General features: G+C 60.0%; 2 protein-coding genes. One reads left to right on the top strand and one right to left on the bottom strand.

Translation table 11 applies throughout. The annotated features are described in order from the left end of the window. Nucleotides 1-67: 67 nt before the first annotated feature. Entirely contained in the window at nucleotides 68-1,162 is a 1,095-nt protein-coding gene (locus H5U08_RS14540; protein ID WP_297034573.1) for a sugar nucleotide-binding protein, read from the bottom strand. Between the two features lie 364 nt (nucleotides 1,163-1,526). On the opposite strand from H5U08_RS14540, the gene galK reads away from it, so the two are divergent. Then, nucleotides 1,527-2,678: a galactokinase gene (gene galK / locus H5U08_RS14535; protein ID WP_297034570.1), complete on the top strand. Its 1,152-nt coding sequence runs from the start codon at nucleotides 1,527-1,529 to the stop codon at nucleotides 2,676-2,678. The last annotated feature ends 250 nt before the right edge of the window (nucleotides 2,679-2,928 follow it).

Genomic DNA, 2,928 nt, shown 5'->3' with positions numbered 1-2,928 from the left:
GGAGAGCGGGCATCGCCTCTCGCTTGTTTTGTCGGTCAACCGAACGCAGGAGTTTATTGCGATTTCGTCAATATCCGCAAGTTTTCCCCAATTGCCTTGGCAACCGGAGAACGTTCACTGACTCTATTTCCTCCAGCTTGTGCGGCTGACACAACAGTTTATCTATAGCCCCCGCGTCACGCAAACTCCCCACACTCTGTAACTCCGGCCAAAACGGCTCCCTTCGCCGATGCCAGTCTCGATCGGTGGGCAGCAGACGCCGGTCAAATGGCCAGGGCAAGAAAGGTTCATAACCCAAGGTTCGGGCAAGTTTGGAACTATCCATCGTCACATTGCCTGCTCGGGGCGGGATCGGACCGGCCATCCGCCGCGGAATTCCGAAGAGAAGGTCAGGATCGTAACCGCCCACGCGGTTGATGATCTGCCCGATCTGATAGAGGCTCAGTCGTACCGGCCCACCGGCGTGAAAGATACCGGACATTGGGCGACGCAGAGCTTCCCAACAAACGCGACTCAGGCAGTCAACATAGGTCGGAGTGCGAATTTCGTCCAGATAGAGCGTCGCTGGTCGGCCCGCCGCAAACCGCGATTCGATCCAGTCGATGGCCCCTGCATGGCCATTGGGACTCCGTCCCATGGGAAGTGAAATCCGCAAAATACAGGCTGTTGGATCGGTGTCCAGGAGGATCTGTTCGGCCACAGCCATCGTTTTGCCATACACGGTCACGGGATCCGGCGGATCCTCCTCGACATAGCCACCTTCTTTTTTCCCTGAGAAAACGAGGTCCACCGATAATCGCACAATTCTCGGGCGCTGGTGTCCCGCCGCCCGTAAGATGTTTTTCAATCCCTCCACGTTGATCATCCAGGCGATTTTGGGCTCAAGCTCGCACGGCTTGAGGGCGCAATTGCCCACGGTATCGAGCACCGCCGCGAATTCGTAGCGGCGAAAGAGGGTTTCCAGACACGCGCGGTCCTCGATATTGCCGCGCAGCACGTGCGCCCCTCTGACGTGGGGATTGCGGGAGGGAATCAGCCCAAACACCTGGCCCGGATAGCGAGCAGACAGCCACCGAAAAGCATGGTAGCCGGCCACGCCCGCCAAACCCGTCACAAGAAGGGGCAGCGGCACGCCGGCACGGGATGTCGGTTCTGGTTCCACTGAGGACTTCGTCCCGGGCCAGGTTGACGGTCGAAAGAGACCTGATTCAAGCTCCATTTCAGTCCTGCGGACGGAGATCACGCTGAGGTTTCACTCCCCGAGCTGAGCGACGAACGCTTGCCGCCACCCGGGAAACTCCCAGGCCGGGGGCTATCTTGACGATCGTACTTTGTCCGGGCACCATAGGACAGTTGCGCTTATTTGGAAGGAGTGTAATGGACCCCGCGGCAGGCGTGTCAGGGGCAAGAAAACAATGCTGCATCCAGGCGGGACTCGTCGCGTCTGCCTGGGTGCGTATGGGTGATTCTGTTCCATTTTGGTTTTTTCATCGTCGTGTTTTTCGTCGTCGCTGCGAGCTATGAAGGTGGATCTCCAGAGTCTTGTCAGGTTTTTTGAAGAAAAATGGCAGGGGGCACCTGATCTGTGTGTGCGAGCCCCTGGTCGTGTGAATCTGATCGGCGAGCATACCGATTACAACGACGGCTTTGTCCTGCCCATGGCCATCGACCGGGCGGTGTGGATCGCTCTTCGGCGGCGTCCCGATCGATGGATCAAAGTTCATTTTGCGGATACGCAGCGATACGGGGAATTCCACCTGGACGCCATCCGCCATACGGACTCGGGCTCTCTGGAGTATGTGAAAGGTGTGGCCTGGGCCCTTCAGGAAGAAGGATTCTTCCTGCGGGGGTGGGAAGGCGTCATCATGGGCGACGTGCCGGTGGGGGCAGGCCTGTCTTCGTCCGCGGCCCTCGAAGTGGCCTGCGCCAGGGCCTTTTGTTCCATGGCCCAGATCTCCTGGGATCCGGTCAAAATGGCCCTCCTCTCACAAAAGGCAGAAAACCGGTGGGTGGGGGTCCAGTGCGGCATCATGGATCAGCTTATTTCCGCCTGCGGCCAGGAAGGACACGCCCTTCTCATCGACTGCCGGTCGCTGGAACTGACCCATGTCCCCATCCCGGACGCCGTGAGGATTGTCGTCCTCGACACGGGTACACGTCGCGGGCTGGTTGATTCGGCCTACAACGAGCGCCGCGCTGCGTGTGAACGCACGGCCCAGCAGTTTGGGGTGAAAGCCCTGCGTGACATTACGATGGATGAATTTGAACGGCGGGCGAACGAACTGGACGAAATCACCCGGCGGCGCGTGCGCCATGTGATCACCGAGAACGACCGCACACTCAAAGCCGCCCAGGCTCTCCAGGCGGGTGACCTTCGCGAGTTCGGACGGCTGATGGTGGAAAGCCACGCGAGCCTGCGGGACGACTACGAGGTTTCCAGTCCGGCGCTCAACGCGATGGTGGAGATCGCCCTCCAGCAACCGGGCTGTTTGGGTGCCCGGATGACAGGGGCCGGTTTCGGTGGCTGTGCCGTGGCCCTGGTGGAAACCGCGGTGGCGGAGAGTTTCTCCCAAACCGTGGCGCAGTTGTACCAGCAGAAGACCGGCAACGAACCCAGCGTGTACATCTGCCGGGCCAGCGCCGGAGCTTCCCTTGTCGAAGCCTGCTGCACAGCGTGAAGAGGCAAAGGCCTGGAGAGCTCTCAGTCTGCTTTATTGCTGAAGCACACCCATTGTGGACAGAGATGGCGGCACAGGGACCCCGGGCAGGGGCAATCCATAGATTGCCTATAACCAGCGAAGTGTGGAGCGGACCCGACAAGCGGGTCCCTCCGGAGGTGAACGCGGAAACCAGGTCCCTCCGGATTTTTCGGAGGGGCACGCTTGTCGTGCCCGATCGATGGGGAAAAGACGATCGAACCTGCCCGCT

Source organism: Thermogutta sp. (genome assembly GCF_014359955.1).
Classification (GTDB): Bacteria; Planctomycetota; Planctomycetia; order Pirellulales; family Thermoguttaceae; genus Thermogutta.
This window is presented reverse-complemented; position numbering and strand designations above follow the sequence as displayed.